General features: G+C 52.9%; 1 protein-coding gene. It reads right to left on the bottom strand.

All coding sequences use genetic code 11. From position 1 onward, the window contains the following. Positions 1–84: 84 nt before the first annotated feature. Positions 85–621, bottom strand: coding sequence for a ricin-type beta-trefoil lectin domain protein (locus E1297_RS01135; RefSeq protein ID WP_155132831.1), 537 nt, complete (start codon positions 619–621; stop codon positions 85–87). Positions 622–771 lie beyond the last annotated feature (150 nt).

The following is a 771-nucleotide window of genomic DNA, read 5'->3' as shown; positions in this document are numbered from 1 at the left end:
ACGCAAGCTGGATCGGGCGATTGAGGAACGCTAACTCCATTCACTGCCGAGATGATCGGGGACTGATGCCGGTTTTCCGCCGACTTAAAGTTTATGGAGTTTCCAAGTCTGATAAGCTTTACTAGAGGGCGCGCAAGCCTGAAGGCTTAATGGGCGCATGACGTGTATCGGAGTTCCGCCCCGGCCCTCGTTCTTTTCAGTCGCACTGACAGTGACGCAAAGGTCTGGGTCCGCCTGCGTAACTATCTGGCCGTTTTGGTCCAGAGAAAATTTCTGCGTTTCGCTATCATCGCACTTGCTCAAGACGACCCCGGCACCAGCGTTGACGGCAGGGACAGCCATGCACACATCGAAATACGGGATGCGGAACTGGCCCAGTTTGATGAGCGCCTCGTCAAAGCCCTGATCTTCGAGAATGCCCCCTGTGTAGTGGTAGCAAGTATGCGCCTGGAGGCCTCTATCCAATGGAGCGTTCTTGCCTTTTCCGCCCGCTATATCCAGACAGTATCCGCGTTGTTCATCCAACTTGTCGGCAAGCATGACTTCAACCAATCCATCGGCAGAATATGCTGGTGTGGAAATGGCCAGCAGGCCTAGGGCTGTAACAAGAATCGTTTTCATCCCAGTGTTCCTTATCGGGGGAATTGGCGCAAAAATACCATATCCGAAAGGACAGCATGGCGTCATGGTTTGTTGAAATAATGTCGCGCTAAAACAGAACCCTCAGAACGGCTATCAGACTTGAACGCAAGCTGGATCGGGCGATTGAGG

The sequence above is a fragment of the Roseibium sp. RKSG952 genome (genome assembly GCF_009711355.1).
Note: the sequence above shows the minus strand (reverse complement) of the source record. Positions and strands in the feature narration are given on the sequence as shown.